General features: G+C 64.8%; 19 protein-coding genes, 1 other RNA gene and 1 pseudogene. 17 read left to right on the top strand and 4 right to left on the bottom strand.

What is annotated here, in order from left to right; all coding sequences use genetic code 11:
• Window positions 1-57: 57 nt before the first annotated feature.
• Both QF040_RS34035 and gyrA read right to left on the bottom strand, forming a co-directional pair.
• Window positions 58-648, bottom strand: coding sequence for a DUF2059 domain-containing protein (locus QF040_RS34035; RefSeq protein ID WP_429614560.1), 591 nt, complete (start codon window positions 646-648; stop codon window positions 58-60).
• Complete coding sequence (gyrA, locus tag QF040_RS34040) at window positions 645-3,290, bottom strand: DNA gyrase subunit A (RefSeq protein WP_429614561.1); 2,646 nt, start codon at window positions 3,288-3,290, stop codon at window positions 645-647. Before gyrA ends, QF040_RS34035 begins: the two co-directional genes overlap by 4 nt.
• A 225-nt stretch (window positions 3,291-3,515) precedes the next feature.
• Between gyrA and ompA the strand changes: the two genes are divergently transcribed.
• From ompA to ssrA, 4 genes are all read left to right on the top strand, one after another.
• Window positions 3,516-4,166: an outer membrane protein OmpA gene (ompA, locus tag QF040_RS34045; RefSeq protein ID WP_013540232.1), complete on the top strand. Its 651-nt coding sequence runs from the start codon at window positions 3,516-3,518 to the stop codon at window positions 4,164-4,166.
• A gap of 127 nt (window positions 4,167-4,293) precedes the next feature.
• Entirely contained in the window at window positions 4,294-5,022 is a 729-nt protein-coding gene (gene ubiG / locus QF040_RS34050; protein ID WP_429614734.1) for a bifunctional 2-polyprenyl-6-hydroxyphenol methylase/3-demethylubiquinol 3-O-methyltransferase UbiG, read from the top strand.
• A complete protein-coding gene (locus QF040_RS34055; protein WP_429614562.1) occupies window positions 5,019-5,687 on the top strand; it encodes an HAD family hydrolase in 669 nt (222 codons plus the stop codon). Before ubiG ends, QF040_RS34055 begins: the two co-directional genes overlap by 4 nt.
• A gap of 12 nt (window positions 5,688-5,699) precedes the next feature.
• Window positions 5,700-6,086, top strand: a transfer-messenger RNA (tmRNA) gene (ssrA, locus tag QF040_RS34060).
• Window positions 6,087-6,150: 64 nt separating this feature from the next.
• Here the strand turns inward: ssrA and QF040_RS34065 are convergent.
• Complete coding sequence (locus QF040_RS34065) at window positions 6,151-6,330, bottom strand: hypothetical protein (RefSeq protein ID WP_429614563.1); 180 nt, start codon at window positions 6,328-6,330, stop codon at window positions 6,151-6,153.
• A gap of 42 nt (window positions 6,331-6,372) precedes the next feature.
• Entirely contained in the window at window positions 6,373-6,651 is a 279-nt protein-coding gene (locus tag QF040_RS34070) for a hypothetical protein (RefSeq protein ID WP_013540236.1), read from the bottom strand.
• A gap of 50 nt (window positions 6,652-6,701) precedes the next feature.
• Here QF040_RS34070 and QF040_RS34075 point away from each other — a divergent pair, with 50 nt between their 5' ends.
• From QF040_RS34075 to ntrC, 13 genes and pseudogenes are all read left to right on the top strand, one after another.
• Window positions 6,702-6,950, top strand: coding sequence for a hypothetical protein (locus QF040_RS34075; protein ID WP_429614564.1), 249 nt, complete (start codon window positions 6,702-6,704; stop codon window positions 6,948-6,950).
• A gap of 173 nt (window positions 6,951-7,123) precedes the next feature.
• Window positions 7,124-8,719, top strand: coding sequence for a methyltransferase regulatory domain-containing protein (locus tag QF040_RS34080; protein WP_429614565.1), 1,596 nt, complete (start codon window positions 7,124-7,126; stop codon window positions 8,717-8,719).
• 54 nt (window positions 8,720-8,773) lie between these two features.
• Entirely contained in the window at window positions 8,774-10,510 is a 1,737-nt protein-coding gene (ggt, locus tag QF040_RS34085) for a gamma-glutamyltransferase (RefSeq protein ID WP_429614566.1), read from the top strand.
• 56 nt (window positions 10,511-10,566) lie between these two features.
• Window positions 10,567-11,316: a pseudouridine synthase gene (locus QF040_RS34090; protein WP_429614567.1), complete on the top strand. Its 750-nt coding sequence runs from the start codon at window positions 10,567-10,569 to the stop codon at window positions 11,314-11,316.
• A 91-nt stretch (window positions 11,317-11,407) separates the two neighbouring features.
• On the top strand, window positions 11,408-12,415 hold the full coding sequence (locus QF040_RS34095) for a YncE family protein (protein ID WP_429614568.1): 1,008 nt from the start codon (window positions 11,408-11,410) through the stop codon (window positions 12,413-12,415).
• Window positions 12,399-13,205, top strand: a complete 807-nt coding sequence (locus tag QF040_RS34100) for a polysaccharide deacetylase family protein (protein WP_429614569.1) — start codon at window positions 12,399-12,401, stop codon at window positions 13,203-13,205. The genes QF040_RS34095 and QF040_RS34100 overlap by 17 nt, the downstream gene beginning before the upstream one ends.
• A gap of 10 nt (window positions 13,206-13,215) precedes the next feature.
• Window positions 13,216-14,190: a sterol desaturase family protein gene (locus QF040_RS34105; protein WP_429614570.1), complete on the top strand. Its 975-nt coding sequence runs from the start codon at window positions 13,216-13,218 to the stop codon at window positions 14,188-14,190.
• 41 nt (window positions 14,191-14,231) lie between these two features.
• Complete coding sequence (locus QF040_RS34110; protein WP_429614571.1) at window positions 14,232-15,119, top strand: EI24 domain-containing protein; 888 nt, start codon at window positions 14,232-14,234, stop codon at window positions 15,117-15,119.
• Window positions 15,116-15,916, top strand: a complete 801-nt coding sequence (locus QF040_RS34115) for a competence/damage-inducible protein A (RefSeq protein ID WP_429614572.1) — start codon at window positions 15,116-15,118, stop codon at window positions 15,914-15,916. Before QF040_RS34110 ends, QF040_RS34115 begins: the two co-directional genes overlap by 4 nt.
• 146 nt (window positions 15,917-16,062) lie before the next feature.
• Window positions 16,063-17,480, top strand: a pseudogene (glnA, locus tag QF040_RS34120) (type I glutamate--ammonia ligase).
• A 133-nt stretch (window positions 17,481-17,613) separates the two neighbouring features.
• Window positions 17,614-18,126, top strand: a complete 513-nt coding sequence (locus QF040_RS34125; protein WP_307509242.1) for a hypothetical protein — start codon at window positions 17,614-17,616, stop codon at window positions 18,124-18,126.
• A 4-nt stretch (window positions 18,127-18,130) separates the two neighbouring features.
• Window positions 18,131-19,210 (top strand): nitrogen regulation protein NR(II), encoded by a 1,080-nt coding sequence (gene glnL / locus QF040_RS34130; RefSeq protein ID WP_306877766.1) that lies wholly within the window; start codon window positions 18,131-18,133, stop codon window positions 19,208-19,210.
• Between the two features lie 24 nt (window positions 19,211-19,234).
• Window positions 19,235-20,782 (top strand): nitrogen regulation protein NR(I), encoded by a 1,548-nt coding sequence (gene ntrC / locus QF040_RS34135; protein WP_307684880.1) that lies wholly within the window; start codon window positions 19,235-19,237, stop codon window positions 20,780-20,782.
• Window positions 20,783-20,788: the final 6 nt, after the last annotated feature.

Raw genomic sequence — 20,788 nt, forward strand, 5'->3', positions numbered from 1 at the left:
GCCGAGAAGTTGTAGGGGCGCTTGCCGGCCGGCGTCTGCTGCTGAGTCACGTTGTCTTTACTTCTTTGCAGGTGCCTTGGCTGGCGCCTTGGCGGGTGCGGAACCTTGGGCCGGGGCATCGGTCGGAGCGCCGAGAGCCTTGGCGACATTGGTGTCGAGCGCGCGCATCTTCGGTTCGATGCTGCCGCGGGTTTCGGCCACCAGCTTTTCCGTCAATGCGGTCTGCATCTTGGGATTCAGGTCCTGGTACTTCTTGCTGAGCGGGGAGTTGATCCAGGCCAGCAGTTGCTTGAGTTCGTCTTCGCTGAAGTTCTGCTCGAGCAGCGGGGTCAGGGCGCCCGGTGCCAGTTGCACGGCCTTGTCGCGCACGAGGGGGTAAGCGTCGTCGAAGTACTTCTTCAACTCGGCGTCGGCAGCCTTGGCGGCCGATTCGCGCTTGGCCTCAGGCACTTGCGTCTGCAGGTATTGCGAACCGGCTTGCGCGATCGGGGCGCTCGACTGTTCGACCAGGCCGCGCGCCAGCGACTCGATGCCGGGGCGCTGGATGTCGATGAACTGCTTGATCAGCGTGGCCTTGTCCTGGGCCATGGCGGCCATCGAGCTGCTGGCCAAAGCTACCGTCAGAAGTGCGAGTTTGATTTTTTTCACTGAGGATTCTCCGTTGAAGATGAGGAAGTATCGTCCGCGTCCGGCTCGCTTTCGCCGTTCGCGTCGTTCTCGACGATACGTTGTAGCCCGCTGAGTTTGGCGCCTTCGTCAAGCCCGATCAGCGTGACGCCTTGCGTCGCGCGACCCAGTTCACGAATTTCGGCAACCCGGGTGCGCACAAGCACGCCCTTGTCGGTGATGAGCATGATCTCATCGTCCGCATGCACGAGAGTGGCGGCAACGACCTTGCCGTTGCGCTCACTCTGTTGAATCGCGATCATGCCTTTGGTTCCGCGGCCGTGTCGCGTGTATTCCGTAATGCTTGTTCGCTTTCCGTAACCATTTTCCGTGGCGGTGAGCACGCTCTGCTGCTCGTCTTCGGCCACCAGCATGGCGATCACACCCTGGCCTGGGTCGAGCGACATGCCGCGGACGCCGCGCGCATTGCGGCCCAGCGGGCGGACGTCGTCTTCGGCGAAGCGCACGGCCTTGCCGCCGTCGCTGAAGAGCATCACGTCGTGCTTGCCGTCGGTGAGGGCGGCGCCGATCAGATAGTCGCCGTCGTCCAGGTTCACGGCAATGATGCCGCCCTTGCGCGGGTTGTTGAACTCGTCGAGCGCGGTCTTCTTGACGGTGCCCATCGAGGTCGCCATGAACACGTACTGATCGGCCGGGAAGTTGCGCTTCTCGCCGGTCAGGGCGAGCGCGACGTTGATCTTCTCGCCCTCCTGCAGCGGGAACATGTTGACGATCGGCCGTCCGCGCGAGCCGCGCGAACCCGCGGGGACTTCCCACACCTTGAGCCAGTAGAGCCGGCCGCGGTTGGAGAAGCACAGGATGTAGTCGTGCGTGTTGGCAATGAAGAGCTGGTCGATCCAGTCGTCTTCCTTCGTGGCGGTGGCCTGCTTGCCGCGGCCGCCGCGCTTCTGCGCACGGTATTCGCCCAGCGGCTGGCTCTTGATGTAGCCGCTGTGCGAGAGCGTGACCACCATGTCGGTGGGCGTGATCAGGTCTTCGGTCGAGAGGTCGAACGCGCTGTGCTCGACCAGGCTGCGGCGTGCACCGAGCTTGCTCTGGCCGAACTCCTGCTTGATGGTGCCCAGCTCGTCTCCGATGATGACCGACACGCGCTCGGGCTTGGCAAGGATGTCGAGCAGGTCGTCGATCTCGGCCATCACGTCCTTGTACTCGGCGACGATCTTGTCTTGCTCAAGGCCGGTCAGGCGTTGCAGACGCATCTGCAGAATTTCTTGCGCTTGCGTTTCCGAGAGGCGATAGAGGCCATCCGACCCCATGCCGAACTCGCGCTCGAGGCCTTCGGGGCGGTAGTCGTCGGCGTTGATCACGCCGCCATCGGCGCGCGAACGCGTGAGCATCTCGCGCACGAGCTTGCTGTCCCAGCTGCGGGTCATCAGCTCTGCCTTGGCGACGGGCGGCGTCGGCGATTCGCGGATGATGCGGATGAACTCGTCGATGTTGGCCAGCGCCACCGCCAGGCCTTCGAGCACGTGGCCGCGTTCGCGCGCCTTGCGCAGTGTGAAGACGGTGCGGCGCGTGACCACTTCGCGGCGGTGCTGCAGGAAGACCTCGATCAGGTCCTTCAGGTTGCACAGCTTGGGCTGGCCGTTGACCAGCGCCACCATGTTGATGCCGAAGGTGTCCTGCAGCTGCGTCTGCTTGTACAGGTTATTGAGCACCACCTCGGGCACTTCGCCGCGCTTGAGTTCGATCACCAGGCGCATGCCCGACTTGTCGGACTCGTCCTGGATGTGGCTGATGCCTTCGATCTTCTTCTCGTGCACCAGCTCGGCCATACGCTCCTGCAGCGTCTTCTTGTTGACCTGGTAGGGGAGCTCGTCGACGATGATCGCCTGGCGCTGGCCGCGGTCGATGTCCTCGAAGTGGCACTTGGCGCGCATCACGACCTTGCCGCGGCCAGTGCGGTAGCCGTCCTTCACGCCGTTGATGCCGTAGATGATGCCGGCGGTGGGGAAGTCGGGGGCTGGCACGATCTCCATCAGCTCGTCGATGGTCGCTTGCGGATTGCGCAGCAGGTGGAGGCAGGCGTCCACCACTTCATTCAGGTTATGCGGCGGGATATTGGTGGCCATGCCGACCGCAATACCGCCGGAGCCATTGACCAGCAAATTGGGCAACTGGCTCGGCAAAACTTTTGGTTCTTTTTCGGAACCGTCGTAATTGTCCTGAAAGTCGACGGTTTCCTTGTCGATATCGGCCAGCATTTCATGCGCAATTTTGGCCAGCCGGATTTCCGTATAACGCATTGCGGCTGCGTTGTCTCCATCGACCGACCCGAAGTTGCCTTGGCCATCGACCAGCATGTGGCGCATGGAGAAGTCCTGCGCCAATCGCACGATGGTGTCGTAGACCGATTGATCGCCGTGCGGATGGTATTTACCGATCACGTCACCGACGATACGGGCCGACTTCTTGTACGGCCTGTTCCAGTCGTTGTTGAGCTCATGCATGGCGAAGAGCACGCGCCGGTGCACGGGCTTGAGGCCGTCGCGTGCATCGGGGAGCGCCCGGCCCACGATCACGCTCATCGCGTAATCGAGATAGCTGCTGCGCATTTCCTCTTCGAGACTGATGGGCAGGGTTTCTTTGGCGAAGGATGTCATTGAGCGAGAGGCTGGCGGCAGGAAGGCGAAATTTTACGCTGTGAGGGGTGTCGCTCCGCCGCAACACAAGCCGGCTATTCCGCCTCCGTCCTACGCTTCGGGGGCGTCCGGCGGCCTGTTTGCCAAAGACCCTATGGCACAATCGTCTCAACGTTTTGGGTGGTGGTCACTTAAAGCGTCCTTGATTCGCAGCGCGGCTGCGGCTTTTTCCCCAAGAGGAGAACCATGAAGAAACTGAATAAAGTGGCGATGATGTTTGCAGTCGCTGCGCTCGCCACTGCCGCCGGCGCGCAGACCCGTGTCACCGCTGCGAACGGCGGTCCTACGATCGACAACTGGCAAAACGGCACCGGCGAGCTGGTCTGGAAAAACGGCACGAACGAACTGTGCTGGCGTGATGCCAACTGGACGCCGGCTACCGCCGCCGCCGGTTGCGACGGCGCTCTGGTTCCCGCAGTTGCTGCACCTGCAGCACCTGGCGCAGCTCCCGTTGCTCCTGGCGCACCGCCGGCCGTCGCTGCTTCGAAGGTGACCTTCGCTGCCGACGCTTTCTTCGACTTCGACAAGTCGGTTCTGAAGCCTGAAGGTCGCGCCAAGCTGACCGACCTGGTCGAGAAGATCCGTGGCGTCAACCTCGAAGTGATCATCGCTGTGGGCCATACCGACTCGATCGGTACGGACGCCTACAACCAGCGTCTGTCGGTGCGTCGCGCCGAAGCCGTCAAGGCCTTCCTGGTCTCGAAGGGCATCGAACGCAACCGCGTCTACACCGAAGGCAAGGGCGAGAAGCAGCCAGTGGCTGACAACCGCACCAAGGAAGGCCGCGCCAAGAACCGTCGCGTGGAAATCGAAGTGGTCGGCACCCGCGCCAACTAATCAATCGATTCCATCGATGATGAAACCCCGCTTCGGCGGGGTTTTTTTATGCCTGTCGAATTCGTTGGCGAGCATTCGACAAGATCGCCCGGTGCATGTCGGCCATTGCCCGCTTCATAATTGCTCTATGACAGAAAACGTGAATGCCGATCCGGCAGAACTCGCCAAGTTTTCAGAACTTGCGCATCGATGGTGGGATTTGGAGAGCGAATTCCGCCCGCTGCATGAAATCAATCCATTGCGCCTTGAATGGATTGACGGTATTGCGCCAATTTCGCAGCGCCGCGTTGTCGATATCGGTTGCGGTGGCGGGATCCTGGCCGATTCGATGGCCCGAAAGGGCGCCGACGTGCTGGGCATCGATCTGGCGGGCAAGGCGCTCAAGGTCGCCCAACTGCACGCGTTGGAAGCCGGTACGCGCGGTGTCAAGTACCGCGAGATCAGCGCCGAAGCACTCGCCGCCGAGCAGCCCGGCAGCTTCGATGTCGTCACCTGCATGGAAATGCTGGAGCACGTGCCAAAGCCGGCCTCGGTGATTCAGGCCTGTGCCACGCTGGTCAAGCCTGGTGGGTGGGTCTTCTTCTCGACCATCAACCGCAACCTGAAGTCCTTCGCGCTGGCGATCGTGGGCGCGGAATACATCCTTGGCATGCTGCCGCGCGGCACCCATGAATATGCGAAGCTGATTCGCCCCAGCGAGCTTGCGGCCTACTGTCGCGCGGCGGGCCTCGATCTGCGGCACACCCGCGGCATGGAGCACAACCCGCTGACCCGCCGGTACTGGCTCAGTGCCGATACCAGCGTCAACTACATGTTTGCGACGCAGAGGCCTCCGCTGCCGGGCTCGCAGCGATGAAGGGGGCACTCACGCAAGCCGTGCTGTTTGACCTCGACGGCACGCTGATCGATAGCGCGCCTGACCTGGGTGCTGCCGCCGACAAGATGCGAACGGATCGTGGCCTCGAGTCCTATCCTCTCGAGCGCTATCGCCCGCATGCGGGTTCGGGTGCGCGCGGCATGCTTGGCGTGGCATTCGGCATCACACCCGATGCTCCCGAATTCCCCGAGTTGCGAGAAGAATTCTTTGTCGCCTATGAGCGTCGCATGTTGCTCAACACGCAGGTGTTCGAGGGCATCCAGGCGCTGATCGACGCCATCCAGGCGCGCGGCCTGCTGTGGGGTGTGGTCACCAACAAGTCGATGCGATTCACAGACCCATTGACCCGCGCGATGCCGCTCTTCGCCAGCGCCGGCGCCATCGTGAGCGGCGACACCACGCCGTATGCCAAGCCGCATCCCGAACCGCTGCACGAAGCGGCGCGCCGATTGGGTGTTCCCTCCGAAGCGTGCGTCTACGTGGGCGATGACGAACGCGACATCATCGCGGGCCGTGCGGCCGGCATGCGGACCGTGGCGGCCACCTATGGCTACATGGGTTCGCGGGCCGATGCCACGCTCTGGGAGGCCGACGCCTCAATCTCTTTGCCCATGGAGCTCTTGCATTTGCTCGATAGCGCCTAAAATAGAGCGCTTGGGGCTGCACTGGTTTCGACGTGGGTTCGGAGTCGCAGCGGGGCATGTCGAGCTGAATGCGCTCGTAAAACAGATTCAAACAAACTAACTGCAAACGACGAACGTTTCGCACTCGCTGCTTAATTGCCAGTGAGCTTTGCAACAGCAGGCCGATGGGCTGGGCAAGGGGGTGACAGAGCAATCTGAATCCTCCCGGCTGCAAAGATAATTACATCGGCTGGCTCCGATCCGGGTACCTTGGGTCGGGGCGAGAAAATAGGGTGCTGGCGTCCGGTTTAGCGTGTGACTGCGCGACTCCGGAAGCGAGACTCAAATCAGATCACTAAACATGTAGAACTGCGCGATGAAGGCTTGCGGACGGGGGTTCAAATCCCCCCAGCTCCACCACTCAACAGAACGGCAGTCGTTGTCACCAACGGCTGCCGTTTTTTCTTGCTTCAGCCTCTGAAGTTCAGTAGCACTGAAACAGCACGCCGGACTCCGCCGGTGCTTTGCCGACCCATTTCGGCGTCAGGCTCTTCGCACTGCAGTAGTCCGCCGCCAGCGTGTAGCTCGGCGCACGCAGCACGCCTTCGCGAAACGGCACGATCTCGTTCGGGGCCGTGCAACCGGTGATGGCGGTGGTGATCAAGGCAAGCGGAAGGAGAGGAGTGCGCCAATTCATCGGGGCATTCTAAGACGCGAGATTCGAGCCCGTACCGGACGTGCGTCCGGGATAGAGGTACGTGCAATACGCACCGGACTTGCCGAACAATTGCTGTGCGAGCATCACCGGGTCCTCGCCCTTGTGCTTCTCGTAGAGCACCGGTCCCCAGATGATGAAGCCATCGATGCTGAGGGTCCTGGGAGCAGGTTCGATGGCCTTCCAGGCGTGCGCGAACTTCGAGATCCAGGCGAGGGCCTCGGTCAATGCGTGATTGGGGGCGGGAGCCATATCTTCGGTCGTAGACATTGCGACATCCTTGATGAAATGACTGTACAAATATACAGTAAAATCCTCTCATGGAAAACATCCCGGCCACCCTCTGGATCGCCGCCTGCGCGCACCGATTGCGGCAGCGTTGGCACTCAGTCGACGTCTTCGAACTGGAAGACATGGCGCGCACGCTTCGACGCGATGCGCGGCTGAGGGCCATGCCGCCCGAGGAGGCCGCCGACGATTGGCTTCGTCCTCTCACGGAAGCCTCGGCGCACGCGCTGACCGCTCCACCCAACCTACTGCCTCCAGCGTACCTCCCGATTTCTCCTTGACGGGTCAGCCGTCCCCCGCCAGCCACCTGTGCGGGGTCCTTGATGCCATGCCAGCAGAAAGGCTTGAGCCCAGCGTCACCGCTGGGTTTTTTTTGCCCGATCGCGGGGCTATAGTCGGCCAGCGCTCTCACAGCGCAACCCCCAGAACCTTCGCAGATCCTCAAAGGACGTTCGTGCCGGATTCACTGACTTCCACGCTGACCAGCTACTACGACACGGTGCCCTACGACTCGCACCCGTTCCCACAGTCCGCGATGGAGCACCTGGAGGCGCTGGCCTTCTTGTTCGGCCTTGATGCGCCTGCTCCCGCCACGGCCCGCGTGCTCGAACTGGGTTGCGCGGCCGGCGGTAACCTGATTCCCTTCGCGGCACGCCATCCCGAGGCGAGCGCCCTCGGGGTCGACCTGTCGACCGTCCAGGTGTCGCAAGGTGCGGCGGCCATCGCCCATGCGGGCCTGTCGAACGTGGAGTTGAGGGCATTCAACATCGCCGACATCGACGCCTCGTTCGGCCAGTTCGACTACATCGTTTGCCACGGCGTCTACAGCTGGGTGCCGGGGCCGGTGCAGGACGCGATCCTGCGCATCTGCTCCGAGAACCTCGCGCCGAACGGTGTGGCCTACGTGAGCTACAACGTGTACCCGGGCTGGAAGGCGCGCGAGATCGTGCGCGACGCGATGATTCTTCGCGGCGGCCCGCGCGACACGCCCGACGAGAAGCTGGCCTATGCGCGCGGCATGCTCGAGTTCCTCGAGCAGTCGGCGCGCCCCGACAGCGTGCTCAAGAAAACGCTCGAAGAGACGATGCCCATCGTGCGCGGCTCCAGCGGCTATTACCTGCTGCACGAATTTCTCGAGCCCTGCAACGAGCCGTGCTACTTCAAGGAATTCGCCGCACGTGCCGATGCCGGCGGGCTGGCTTACCTGTGCGATGCGGAGCCCTCGACGATGTTCGTGCAGAACTACGGCGAGAAGGTGCGCGATCCGCTGCTGCGCGAATGCGGCGGCAGCCAGATCATGATGGAGCAGTACCTCGATTTCCTGGTCAACCGCACCTTCCGGCAGACCCTCCTGGTCAAGCAGGAGCGCGCCCGGGACATTCGCTACCGCCTCGATCCGGCGCGTATCCGTGCCCTGGAATTTGCCGGCGTGTTCACCACCGAGGACGGCGGCGCGTTGACGCTCGATGCGCGCGAGCAGCCCTGCCATGCGATGCGCAATCTCAAGGTCACGCTGCGCCTGCCCGCGCACAAGGCCGTGGCCCAGGTGCTCGAGGCGCGCTATCCGGCGTCGGTGCCGGCAGAAGCTCTGATCGATGCCGCGGCAAAGCTCACCGGCGAGTCACGCGATGCGGTCGAACGCGTCGTGCTGGCGATGCTCGAGGAACTGGTGATCCTCGGCGCCTTGCGGTTCCGGCGCACACCGGTATCGGCGGCGACCGAGGTGTCCGGCCTTCCGCAGGCCCTGGCCACCGTGCGGGGCGCGCCCGGCCTCGCGCTCACGGCCGGCGCCAATGCCCAGGCCTGCAACCAGTGGCACGAGCCCGTGGGTCTCACGTTGCTGGAGCGCAGCCTGCTGCCGCTGCTCGACGGCGCGCATTCGCACGAAGCGCTCGCCGAACACCTGGCCGGTGAAGTGCGGGCTGATCGCCTGCGCTTCATCAAGGACGAGAAGCCGCTGACCGAGCCCGAGGCGCTGAAGGAATTCGCGCAGCAGCAGGTCGCGCTGGCCCTGAAGGACCTGCGGCGCAAGGCGCTGCTCACGGCCTGACCGTTCCCGTACCCATTCCCTCGTTCTTCATCCAACTCAAAGAGGAGACTTCCGATGCAGCAATTCCACTGGACGCCGACATTGCGCGCCGCCGTCGCAGCCGCGCTCGCGCTGACTGCCGCGGGCGCGTCGCAGGCGGCCTCGCAGGCGCCGGTCGCGGCCGAGCACGGCATGGTCGTGAGCGCGCAGCACCTGGCCAGCAAGGTCGGCGTCGACGTGCTCAAGCGCGGCGGCAACGCGGTCGATGCGGCGGTCGCCGTGGGCTATGCGCTGGCGGTGGTGTACCCGGCGGCGGGCAACCTCGGCGGCGGCGGTTTCATGACGGTGCAGCTGGCCGATGGCCGCAAGACCTTCCTCGACTTCCGCGAGAAGGCGCCACTGGCCGCTACGGCCAACATGTACCTGGACAAGGACGGCAACGTCATCAAGGGCCTGAGCACCAACGGCCACCTCGCCGTGGGCGTGCCGGGCTCGGTGTCGGGCATGGAATACGCGCGCGAGAAGTACGGCACGATGAAGCGCGCCGACCTCATCGCCCCCTCGATCCAGCTGGCCGACAAGGGCTTCGCGCTGGAGCAGGGCGACATCGACATGCTCTGGACCTCCACCGCCGACTTCCAGAAAGACCCGGTCTCCGGCGCGATCTTCCTGAACAAGGGCCAGCCGTTCCAGGTCGGCCAGAAGCTGGTGCAGAAAGACCTGGCCAAGACGCTGAAGGAAATCAGTGCCAAGGGCCCCGACGGCTTCTACAAGGGCTGGGTCGGCAAGGCGATCGTGGCCTCGAGCCAGGCCGGCAAGGGCATCATCACGCAGGCCGACCTCGACCAGTACAAGACGCGCGAACTCGCGCCGGTCGAGTGCGACTACCGCGGCTACCGCGTGGTGTCGGCACCGCCCCCGAGCTCGGGCGGCGTGATCATCTGCGAAATGCTCAACATCCTTGAGGGCTATCCGCTCAAGGACCTAGGCTTCCGCTCGGCGCAATCGGTGCACTACCAGATCGAAGCCATGCGCCACGCCTACGTGGATCGCAACAGCTACCTGGGCGACCCGGACTTCGTGAAGAACCCGCTCGATCGCCTGCTCGACAAGGGCTACGCCGAGAAGATCCGCGCGGCCATCGACCCGAAGAAGGCCGGCATTTCCAAGGACATCAAGCCCGGCGTTGCGCCGCATGAAGGCAGCAACACCACCCACTACTCGATCACCGACCAGTGGGGCAACGCGGTCTCGGTGACGTACACGCTGAACGACTGGTTCGGCGCCAAGGTCACGGCCGACAAGACCGGCGTGCTGCTGAACAACGAGATGGACGACTTCACCTCCAAGATCGGCGTGCCCAACATGTACGGCCTGGTGCAGGGCGAGGCCAACGCCATCGCCCCGGGCAAGCGTCCGCTGAGCTCGATGAGCCCGACCATCGTGTCGAAGGACGGCAAGCCGGTGTTCGTGGTCGGCACGCCCGGCGGCAGCCGCATCATCACGGCGGTGCTGCACACGATCCTGAACGTGGTCGACTACGGCATGAACGTGCAGGAAGCCGTCGATGCGCCGCGCTTTCACCAGCAGTGGCTGCCCGACGTCACCAACGTCGAGACCTTCGCCATCAGCCCCGACACCCGCAAGATCCTGACCGACATGGGCCACAACCTGGGCGTGCCGCAGCCGGCGAACCACCTTGCGGCGATCATCGTCGGAGCGCCGTCGCTGGGCGGCAAGCCGGTCGGTGCCAACCGCTTCTACGGCGCCAACGACCCCCGCCGCAACACCGGCCTGGCAGCCGGTTACTGATCCTGCAAACTCAGGGCGGTCGTGCCACGCTGGCGCGGCCGCCTTTTTCATTTCCCATGCACCTGCAAGACATCCTCTACACCCAGGGCTTCGGCACGCGACGCGTGTGCGCGGGGCTGGTCCAGCAAGGCCACGTGACCATCGACGGCGAGGCCGTGACCGACCCCTTCGCCGACCTCGACCCCGAAGGTCTTCTCTACACCGTGCAGGGCACGCCGTGGGCCTACCACGAGAAGGCCTACCTGATGCTGCACAAGCCGGCCGGCACCGAGTGCTCGCAGAAGCCCTCGACCTATCCGAGCATCTACACGCTGCTGCCCTCGCCGCTGCGCCTTCGGCCCAACAAGGGCGCGGTGCAGGGCGTGCAGGCCATCGGCCGACTCGACCAGGACACCACCGGCCTGCTGCTGATGACCGACGACGGCCAGTTCATTCACAAGATGGGCTCGCCCAAGCACCATGTGCCCAAGGTCTACGAGGTGACGGCCAAGCACCCGGTGGACGAGGCGCAGATCGCCAAGCTGCTGGCCGGCGTGGTTCTCGACGACGACCCGAAGCCGGTGCGCGCAGCGGCCTGCGAATCCGACAGCCCGCTGCACCTGCGGCTCACGCTCACCGAGGGCAAGTACCACCAGGTCAAGCGCATGCTGGCCGCGGTGGGCAACCGGGTCGAGGGGCTGCACCGTTCGCGCATCGGCGAGCTGTCGCTGCCCGCGGACCTCGCGCCGGGGCAGTGGCGCTGGCTGACAGCCGAAGAAGTGGCGGCGCTGCGTGCGCCGGCCAAGCCCGCCAAGCCACCAAAGTAGAGGCAGAAGGGGAGAGAAAGAGAGCCGGAACGGTCAGCCAGCCTTCAGGGCCGGCCGTTAAGATCCTCAGCTCTTTCCCGGAACCTTCCCCTTGCGACTTCCTGCCCGCCCGAACGGCCGCGTTGCGGCCTTCCTGTTTTCCTGCCTGACCGTCCTGGTGGCCCACGCCGCCACCGCCGCGCCGGCCGAACCTCCTCCCATCTTCGTTCTCAACTCGCTGGACGCCAACGTCAGCGTGATCAATCCCGTCGACTGGACCGAGAAGCTGCGCATTCCCACGGGCAAGGAGCCGCACCACATCTACATGACGCCCGACGAAAAGTCGGTCATCGTGGCCAATTCGGCGGGCGATTCGCTCACCTTCCTCAACCCGAAGACGGCGGAGGTGCAGCGGGTGGTCTACGGGATCATCGATCCGTACCAGCTGCAGTTCTCGCGCGACATGAAGTGGTTCGTCACCGCGGGCAACCGGCTGAACCACGTGGACGTGTACCGCTGGGACGGCAAGGACCTGAAGCTCGCCAAGCGCATCGCCTCGGGCAAGACGCCCAGCCACATCTGGATCGACAACACCAGCACCATCGCCTACGTGACGATGCAGGACAGCGACGAGATGATCGCCATCGACCTGCCCACGCAGACCATCCGCTGGCGCGTGGCCACCGGCGCGATGCCGGCCGACATCTACGGCATCCACAACGACAAGACCCTGCTCGTGGGCCTCACCGGCAGCGACGGCGTGCAGGTGTTCGACGTGGCGGGCACCGAGCCCAAGCTGGTCGGCAAGATTCCCACCGGCAAGGGCGCGCACGCCTTCCGCTCGGCCGGAGACGGCAAGAGCGTGTTCGTGAGCAACCGCGTGGCCAACACCATCAGCCGCATCGACATCGCGACGCTGAAGGTCAGCGCCACCTATGCGGTGCCCGGCGGCCCGGACTGCATGGACGTGTCGGCCGACGGCAAGACGCTCTACGTCACCTCGCGCTGGGCCAAGAAGCTCACCGTGGTCGACCTGGCCACGCAGAAGGTGGTGCGGCAAGTCAACGTCGGCCGTTCGCCACACGGCGTCTGGACCCTCGACCATGCCAAGCGCATCTAGCCGCGGCCGCCGGGCCATCGCGCTGGCGATGGCCGTCGCTGTCGTCCCCGCCGCCTGGGCGCAGGGCGGCACTTGCGAAAAGCCGGTCTACCTGACCTTCGACACCGGCCACATGGGCATCGCCCCGCTGGTGGCCGAGGTGCTCAAGCGCCAGGACGTGCGCGTCACCTTCTTCGCCGCCGCCGAGCGCACCACCACCGACGGCGACAGCCTCGACAACCACTGGGCGCCATGGTGGAAGGCGAGGGCGGCCGAGGGCAACGAGTTCGCCTCGCACACCTACGACCACACCTACTGGCGCGCCGACCTGAAAGGCACCACGCCGACCTTCCGCGTGAAGCCCTCGGCGGGCGCGTTTGCCGGCCGCGAGTTCACCTGGACCGCGGCCGAGTACTGCGCCAACATCAGCAAGGCCTCCGAGCGGCTGGCGCTCATCACCGGCAAGAAGCCGCTGCCGCTGTACCGCGCGCCCGGCGGCAAGACCTCGCCGAAGCTGCTGGCGGCCGCCAAGGCCTGCGGTTTCGAGCACGTGGGCTGGGCGCCCGCCGGCTTTCTCGGCGACGAACTCCCGAGCGAGAAGTTCAGCAACGAGAAGCTGCTGACGCAGGCGCTGGACACCATCCGCCCCGGCGACATCCTGCTCGCGCACCTGGGCATCTGGTCGCGCAAGGACCCGTGGGCGCCGGCCAACCTGGAGCCGCTGATCGTCGGCCTGAAGGCCAAGGGCTTCTGCTTCCAGACCCTGCGCCAGCACCCGGACTACCGCGCCTGGATCGCATCCCACCCCTGAGGCTGCACTCGTGATCGACTGGTTGACGGACCTTTTCTCCGCCCTGCAGGGCTGGTTCTTCGAGGCGGTGGTGCAGCCGCTGGTGTACGCCGTCGGCCTGGGCGGCTGGACCGAGGACGCCTTCGACGCCACCGGCTGGCTGCTGGTCGGCTTCATCCAGATCGTCGTGCTGCTCGCGGTGATCGGGCCGCTGCAGCGCTGGCGTTCGGTGGAGCCGGTGGTCGATCGCCACGCGATCCGCATCGACGTGCTCTACACGCTGATCCACAAGCTGGGGCTCTTTCGCCTGGCGCTCTTCTTCACGCTGCAGCCTTTCTTCGACGATGCGCTGGGGAGCCTGCGCACGGCGGGCTGGGGCACCTTTCACCTGGACGAAGTCTGGCCCGGCGTGACCGATGTGCCGGTGGTGGCCTTCGCCATCTACCTCGTGGTGCTCGACTTCGTCGGCTACTGGATTCACCGCGGCCAGCACCAGTTCAACTGGTGGTGGGGCCTGCATTCGCTGCACCACTCGCAGCGCCAGATGACCATGTGGAGCGACGACCGCAACCACCTGGTCGACGACATCGTCCACGACGCGATCATCGTCGTCGTGGCGCAGCTCATCGGCGTGGCGCCGGGGCAGTTCATCGCCTTCGTCGCCTTCACGCAGCTCAGCGAAAGCCTGCAGCACGCGAACCTGAGGCTGAGCTTCGGCGCGATCGGCGAGCGGCTTTGGGTCAGCCCGCGCTTCCACCGGCTGCATCACAGCATCGGCCTCGGCCATGAGTCGCGCGGCAAGAGCACGCTTGGCGGCCACAACTTCGGTGTGCTGCTGCCCTGGTGGGACATGCTGTTTCGCACCGCGAACTTCGAGGATCGCTACGACCCGACCGGCATCCGCGACCAGGTCGAGCCCGACGCGCGCGGCCGCACGCGCGACTACGGCCGTGGCTTCTGGGCGCAGCAGTGGCTGGGCCTCAAGCGCATGGTCGGCCGCGGCTGAATCGCCCCGGGCCCGATCCCAGGCGTTATCCTCGCTGCCTCATGCGCCTGCTCCTCGACTCCTTCTGGCGCGCGGTCGCCTATTGCATGCTGCCGCGCGTGATCGTGCTGTCGCTGCTGCCGCTGGGCCTGATGGTGCTGCTGGCCGCGGGGCTCGGCTATTTCTATTGGGATTCGGCCGTCACCTGGACGCGCAGCGCGCTCGACGCCTGGCCGCTGCTCGCGAGCTTCTGGGCCTGGATCGGACGGCTTTTCTCGGGCGACGTCACGTTCGTGCTGGCTTCGCTGGTCGTGGTGTTCGCCGCCACGCCGTTGATCGTGGTGGTGTCGCTGCTGATCGTCGCGGGACTGATGTCCCCCGCGCTCACCAAACTCGTGGGCGAACGCCGTTTTCCGTCGCTGGAGCAGAAGAAGGGCGCTTCCTTCCTCGGCAGCGTGGCGCGTTCGCTGGGCGTGACCCTCCTCGCGCTGCTGGCGCTGGTGGTCTCGATGCCGCTCTGGCTCATTCCGCCGCTGGTGTTGATTCTTCCGCCGCTCATCTGGGGCTGGCTCACCTACCGGGTCATGAGCTTCGACGCTCTGGCCGAGCACGCGAGCCCCGAGGAGCGCGCCACGCTGCTGCGCACGCACCGGCTGCCGCTCCTGTGCATCGGCGTGCTGTGCGGTTACCTCGGCGCCGCGCCGAGCATCGTGTGGGCCTCGGGCCTGCTGTTCGCCGCCGCCTTCTTCGTGCTGGTGCCGATCGCGATCTGGATCTACACACTGGTCTTCGCCTTCTCGGCACTCTGGTTCGCGCACTATTGCCTCGATGCCCTGGCCCAGTTGCGCACGCAGCGCGCCGCGGCGCTGGCTTCGGCCGAAGGCGGCACGCCCGCCCTCGATGCGGCCGAAGCCAACCAGGCAGCACTTTCTCAATGGGGTTCACCATGACACGCGCATTCGGTCTCATCGTCGTCGGCGACGAGATCCTCTCCGGCAAGCGCGCCGACAAGCACATGCCCAAGGTCATCGAGCTGCTCGCCGCGCGCGGCCTGCAACTCGGTTGGGCTGAGTACGTGGGCGACGAGCCGACGCGCATCACCGCCGCGCTCATGCGTGCCTTCGCTTCGGGCGACATCGTGTTCTCGACCGGCGGCATCGGCGCCACGCCCGACGACCACACCCGCCAGTGCGCTGCCAAGGCCTTGCGCGTGCCGCTCGCGCTGCACCCCGAAGCCGAGGTGCTGATCCGCGAACGCATGCAGGACACGGCCAAGGAGCAGGGCACGGTCTACGAGCCCGACCGGCCCGACAACATCCACCGCCTGAACATGGGCGTGTTTCCGCAGGGCGCGACGATCATCCGGAACCCCTACAACAAGATCCCGGGCTTCAGCGTCGATCACGTCCACTTTGTGCCGGGCTTCCCGGTCATGGCCTGGCCGATGATCGAATCGGTGCTCGACACCCGCTATGCCGATCTCTTCACCCACAATGCCGTCGCCGAGAAGTCGGTGATCGTTTTCGGTGCGATGGAAGCCACCCTCACGCCCCTGATGCAGGCCATCGAGGAGACCCACGCAGGCATCAAGGTGTTCAGCCTGCCGAGCGTCGATCACCCCCAATACGGCCGCCACATCGAGTTGGGCGTCAAAGGCGACCCCGGCCGGCTCGATGCGGCCTATACCCAGCTGATCGAAGGGTTGCACACTTTCGATGCCAAGCTTGGCCCAGAATTGGTGCGATAAAAGTCAATGCACCAGTTCGGTGATATCCCGCACGTATTTAAGCGGTGCATCGGTCCATAAAGTCTCATTCCGTGAGGCGACAATGGCACAGAAACTGCATCCTTCGTTCCCGTATTCCTAACCACCATCCAACTCAGGAGAAACTGATGGCAAAGACCGTCGCCGATGTACTCAAGCTCGTCAAGGAAAACGAGGTCAAGTTCATCGACTTCCGCTTCACCGACACCCGTGGCAAAGAGCAGCACGTCACCGTGCCGGTCTCGGCTTTCGATGAAGACAAATTCACCTCGGGCCACGCGTTCGACGGCTCGTCCATCGCTGGCTGGAAGGGGATCGAAGCTTCGGACATGCAGCTCATGCCCGACCCCAACACCGCCAACATCGATCCCTTCTTCGAAGAAACGACGCTGATCCTGACCTGCGACGTGATCGACCCGGCAGACGGCAAGGCCTACGAGCGCGATCCGCGTTCGCTCGCCAAGCGCGCCGAGGCGTACATGAAGGCTTCGGGCCTGGGCGACACCGCCTTCTTCGGTCCGGAACCCGAATTCTTCGTGTTCGACGGCGTTCGCTGGAAGAACGACATGTCGGGCTGCTTCGTGAAGATCGATTCCGAAGAAGCTTCGTGGAACACCGACAAGGAATACGAGCACGGCAACACCGGCCACCGTCCCGCGGTCAAGGGTGGCTACTTCCCGGTTCCCCCCCGGTCGACAGCTTCCAGGACATGCGCTCGGAAATGTGCCTGGTGCTCGAATCGCTCGGCATCCCGGTCGAAGTGCATCACCATGAAGTGGCCAACGCCGGCCAGATGGAACTCGGTACCAAGTTCAGCACGCTGGTGCAGCGCGCCGACTGGGTCCAGCTGCAGAAGTACGTGATCCACAACGTGGCCCACGCCTACGGCAAGACCGCCACCTTCATGCCCAAGCCCATCGTCGGCGACAACGGTTCGGGCATGCACGTGCACCAGTCGGTCTGGAAGGACGGCAAGAACCTGTTCGCCGGCGACGGCTACGCAGGCCTGTCCGACTTCGCGCTGCACTACATCGGCGGCATCATCAAGCACGCCCGTGCCCTGAACGCCATCACGAATCCCGGCACCAACAGCTACAAGCGCCTGGTGCCCGGCTTCGAAGCCCCGGTGAAGCTGGCCTACTCGGCCAAGAACCGCTCGGCCTCGATCCGCATCCCGTTCGTGGCCAACCCGAAGGGCCGCCGCGTCGAAGCGCGCTTCCCCGATCCGCTGATGAACCCGTACCTCGGTTTCGCCGCGCTGCTGATGGCCGGTCTCGACGGCGTGGAAAACAAGATCCATCCGGGCGAAGCCGCCAGCAAGGACCTGTACCACCTGCCGCCGGAAGAAGACGCGCTGATCCCGACCGTGTGCCACAGCCTCGACCAGGCCCTGGAATACCTCGACAAGGACCGTGCGTTCCTGACCAAGGGTGGCGTGTTCACCGATTCGTACATCGATGCGTACATCGAGCTGAAGATGCAGGAAGTCACCCGCTTCCGCATGGCGACCCATCCGGTCGAGTTCGACATGTACTACTCGCTGTAAAGCGAGCCCCTCGCGGGGAAGTAAGACAAAAGGACGGCCTCGGCCGTCCTTTTTCCTTGACGCGGAACATCTTGTCACCAGTGGCGCGGAATTGCATGAAAATGCGCCTTTGTCGCGCCACCCACCGATTCACATGAAGACTGCTTCTCTCATTTTCCTGGCCGGTTCATTGTTGGCCGCCCTGCCGGCGTCCTCGCAAGAGCGCGTGTGGCGCTGCGGCAATGAATACACCAACAACGCCACCATCGCCCAGCAGAAGGGCTGCAAGGTCATGGAGGGCGGCAACGTCACCGTCGTCCAGGGTGGCGGTGGCACGACGAAGTCGTCGTCGAGCGGCTCGTCGGGCGCTTCCGCTGCACGTGCGCCGGCCGGCAGTCCGCGCGTCGAGGGCGTCGACCAGCGCGCCCGGGACGGCGAAGCCCGTTCGGTGCTCGAGTCCGAGCTCAAGAAGGCCGAGGCCCGCCAAGCCGAGCTGCAGAAGGAATACAACAACGGCGAGCCCGAAAAGCAGGGCAGCGAAGGCCGCAACTACCAGAAGTACCTCGATCGCGTGGCCGAAATGAAGGCCGAACTCGCGCGCAACGAGAGCGACATCGCAGGCATCCGCCGGGAAATCGGCCGGTTGCCCACCAACAAACCCCAGTAATCGCATGGCATTCGGGAAGAAGGCGGTTGGCGCCAACACGCGCTTTCAGACCTTCGACCTGCTGTCCACGCTGATCGCCGTGGTCAACAGCGACGGCTCCGTGCTGTTCGCCAATGCAGGCCTCGAAGACGCACTGGGCACCTCGCGGCGAACTCTCGAAGGTTCGCAGTTCGGCGCCTGTTTTCATGAGCCGCAGGTGCTGCGCACCGCGCTCGACGGCGCTAGCAGCAACGACTTCGCCACGCTGCGCTACGAAGCCTTTCTGCGGCGCGTCAATCACGAACTGATGCCGGTGCAGGTCACGCTCGCGCACGGCGACAAGAAGGGCGAACTCATCATCGAGATGTCGCCGCTCGAGCACCAGGTGCGGCAAGACCGCGAAGAGCGGCTCATCGACCAGGCGCAGGCGAACAAGGAACTCATCCGCAACCTCGCGCACGAGATCAAGAATCCGCTCGGTGGCATTCGCGGCGCGGCGCAGCTGCTGCAGATGGAGGTCGAGTCGCGAGACCTCATCGAATACACCCAGGTCATCATCCACGAGGCCGACCGGCTCCAGACGCTGGTCGACCGCCTGCTGGCGCCGCACCGCCGGCCGCACGTGGTGGGCGACGTCAACATCCACGAAGTCTGCGAACGCGTGCGCTCGGTGATCCTTGCGGAGTTTCCGCGCGACCTGCACATCGAGCGCGATTTCGACGTGTCGATCCCCGAGTTCCGCGGCGACCGCGAGCAGCTCATCCAGGCCACCCTCAACATCGTGCACAACGCCGCACAGGCGCTTGCCGAGCGCCGCGCGGCAGGCGATGCGCAGATCACTTTCAAGACCCGCATCGCCCGGCAAGTGATATTCAACAAGCAGTGGTATCGATTGGCATTGGAATTGCATGTCATCGACAATGGACCGGGTGTGCCGGACACGATCAAGGACCGCATCTTCTATCCGCTCGTATCGGGCAGGGAGGGCGGAACAGGCCTCGGGCTGACCCTTGCACAAACCTTTGTGCAACAGCATCACGGCGTGATCGAGTGCGACAGCGTCCCGGGCCGAACCGATTTCAAGATACTGATACCGCTGCCCTAGCGCAGCACGGCAACAAGGAGATGCATGAAGCCGATCTGGATAGTTGATGACGACCAATCGATCCGCTTCGTGCTCGAGAAGGCCTTGCTGCGCGAAGACTTGCCCACCCGCAGTTTCACGAATACCCGGGAGGTGCTCGCAGCCCTGGAGCAGGCCGACGACGACGAGCAGCAGGGCCCCCAGGTCCTGGTGAGCGACATCCGCATGCCCGGCGGCTCCGGGCTCGATCTGCTCGACAAGATCAAGGCCAAGCACCCCGGCCTGCCGGTCATCATCATGACGGCGTTCTCCGACCTCGACAGCGCCGTCTCGGCCTTCCAGGGCGGCGCCTTCGAATACCTGCCCAAGCCCTTCGACCTGCCGCGCGCGGTCGAACTCATCCGCCGCGCTGTCGACGAAAGCCAGCGCGAGGAAGTGTCCGAAGAGCGCATGGTCGCCGCGCCCGAAATGCTCGGCCAGGCGCCCGCGATGCAGGACGTGTTCCGCGCCATCGGCCGCCTCTCGCAGAGCAACGTCACGGTGCTCATCACCGGCGAATCGGGTTCGGGCAAGGAACTGGTGGCGCGCGCGCTGCACAAGCACTCGCCGCGCGCCAACGGGCCCTTCGTGGCCATCAACACCGCGGCCATCCCGAAGGACCTGCTCGAGAGCGAACTCTTCGGCCACGAGCGCGGCGCCTTCACCGGCGCGCAAACCATGCGGCGCGGCCGCTTCGAACAGGCCGAGGGCGGCACGCTCTTCCTCGACGAAATCGGCGACATGCCGTTCGACCTGCAGACGCGCCTCCTGCGGGTGCTGAGCGACGGTCACTTCTACCGCGTGGGCGGCCACAACTCGGTCAAGGCCAACGTGCGCGTGATCGCGGCGACCCATCAGGACCTGGAGCAGCGCGTCAAGCTCGGCGGCTTCCGCGAAGACTTGTTTCACCGCCTCAACGTGATCCGCCTGCGCCTTCCGGCGCTGCGCGAACGCGGCGAGGACGTGCCCGCGCTCACGCGCCACTTCCTGCAGCAAAGCGCAAGGCAGCTCGGCGTCGAGCCCAAGCGCATCTCCGATGCGGCGCTCGCCAAGCTCGCCACCTTCGGTTTCCCGGGCAACGTGCGCCAGCTCGAAAACATCTGCCATTGGCTGACCGTGATGGCGCCCGCGCAGCTGATCGAAACCAAGGACCTGCCGCCCGAGGTGATGGCCGTCGGCCTGGACACGCATGCGGCCGAGGTCGCCGCACCGGTGGCCGCCGCTGTACAACCGTCGGCTGTGCCCCTGCCGAGCCCGCCGGGCCTGTCGGGCTCGGGCGTCGAGCGCGAATCGGTGTCGGCCTCCGCCGTCCCCGAGGCCGTGGAAGCGCCTGTTGGTGTGAGCAGTTGGGAAAGCGGCTTGGAACTCGAAGCCCAGGCCTTGCTGGCCGCCGGCCGCACCGACGTCTGGGATGTGCTTTCGCGCCGCTTCGAATCGCGCCTGATCCTCACAGCCCTGGGCAGCACCCGCGGCCGCCGCATCGAGGCCGCTCAGAAGCTGGGCATCGGGCGCAACACCATCACCCGGAAGATCCAGGAACTCGGCATCGAGTAAGCGCGG

Origin of the sequence: Variovorax sp. W2I14, from assembly GCF_050435205.1 — a bacterium.
Lineage (GTDB): Bacteria > Pseudomonadota > Gammaproteobacteria > Burkholderiales > Burkholderiaceae_C > Variovorax > Variovorax paradoxus_C.

Coding starts and splice junctions, on each gene's coding strand:
- gyrA (WP_429614561.1), bottom strand. CDS start 3,290: ATGACATCCTTCGCCAAAGAAACCCTGCCCATCAGTCTCGAAGAGGAA.
- ntrC (WP_307684880.1), top strand. CDS start 19,235: ATGAAGCCGATCTGGATAGTTGATGACGACCAATCGATCCGCTTCGTG.
- QF040_RS34125 (WP_307509242.1), top strand. CDS start 17,614: ATGAAGACTGCTTCTCTCATTTTCCTGGCCGGTTCATTGTTGGCCGCC.
- QF040_RS34090 (WP_429614567.1), top strand. CDS start 10,567: ATGCACCTGCAAGACATCCTCTACACCCAGGGCTTCGGCACGCGACGC.
- ggt (WP_429614566.1), top strand. CDS start 8,774: ATGCAGCAATTCCACTGGACGCCGACATTGCGCGCCGCCGTCGCAGCC.
- QF040_RS34075 (WP_429614564.1), top strand. CDS start 6,702: ATGGAAAACATCCCGGCCACCCTCTGGATCGCCGCCTGCGCGCACCGA.
- glnL (WP_306877766.1), top strand. CDS start 18,131: ATGGCATTCGGGAAGAAGGCGGTTGGCGCCAACACGCGCTTTCAGACC.
- QF040_RS34100 (WP_429614569.1), top strand. CDS start 12,399: ATGCCAAGCGCATCTAGCCGCGGCCGCCGGGCCATCGCGCTGGCGATG.
- ubiG (WP_429614734.1), top strand. CDS start 4,294: ATGACAGAAAACGTGAATGCCGATCCGGCAGAACTCGCCAAGTTTTCA.
- QF040_RS34055 (WP_429614562.1), top strand. CDS start 5,019: ATGAAGGGGGCACTCACGCAAGCCGTGCTGTTTGACCTCGACGGCACG.
- ompA (WP_013540232.1), top strand. CDS start 3,516: ATGAAGAAACTGAATAAAGTGGCGATGATGTTTGCAGTCGCTGCGCTC.
- QF040_RS34110 (WP_429614571.1), top strand. CDS start 14,232: ATGCGCCTGCTCCTCGACTCCTTCTGGCGCGCGGTCGCCTATTGCATG.
- QF040_RS34070 (WP_013540236.1), bottom strand. CDS start 6,651: ATGTCTACGACCGAAGATATGGCTCCCGCCCCCAATCACGCATTGACC.
- QF040_RS34115 (WP_429614572.1), top strand. CDS start 15,116: ATGACACGCGCATTCGGTCTCATCGTCGTCGGCGACGAGATCCTCTCC.